1 protein-coding gene is annotated in these 636 nt (G+C 49.8%); it reads left to right on the top strand.

The features are described 5' to 3' along the window. Window positions 1-499: hypothetical protein (locus E1963_RS21055; protein WP_243117817.1), on the top strand; the 499-nt coding region annotated here is incomplete at its 5' end. Window positions 500-636: the final 137 nt, after the last annotated feature.

Below are 636 nucleotides of genomic sequence, written 5' to 3'. Positions count from 1 at the left end.
GAAAACAGAGAAAGAAAGAGGGAGGGAAGGAGAGGAGAGAAGAGAAGGAGGGAAGGAAGAAAAAGAAAGAAAAGGGAGAGAAAAGAAGAGAGGAGAAAGAAAGGGGAAAGGAAGGGAGGGAGGAAGAAAAGAGAAGAGAGGGGAGGAAAGAGGAAGAGACGCACGAAGCAATGGACGTGAGGAAAGTTTACCTGAGGGGGAGGGGGAGGAAGGGAAAGAAAGAAGAAGGGAAGAAAAAGGGGGGAGGGAAGAAGAAAGAGAGGAAGAAGAAAAGGGGGAAAGAAAAGGAGGAGAGAAAGAAAGAAGAAAAAGGGAAGAAAAGGGAGGGGAAAAAGGGAGGAGGAGAGGAGGGAGAGGAAGTTCATACAAGGGGGAAAAGAAAGAAAGGGGAGAAAGAGAAGGAAGAAAGGGAGGGGAAAGGAGAAGGGAAAGAAAGGGAGGAAGAAAGAGAAGGAAAGAGAGAGGAGGAGGGAAAAGGAACGGGAAGAGGGGGGCATGAGGGGGAAGAGGAAAGACGCAGACGGGATGGGGGAAGGGGAAGGAAAAGAGACGGCAGAGACGAGGAGGAAAGGCCGGCAGATACTAAAGAAGAAAAAAGGGACAAAGCTTGTAGCAGCATGTTGCGGCAGGGGAGGT

It is taken from the genome of Extibacter muris, assembly GCF_004345005.1.
Taxonomy (GTDB): domain Bacteria; phylum Bacillota; class Clostridia; order Lachnospirales; family Lachnospiraceae; genus Extibacter; species Extibacter muris.
Note: the sequence above shows the minus strand (reverse complement) of the source record. Positions and strands in the feature narration are given on the sequence as shown.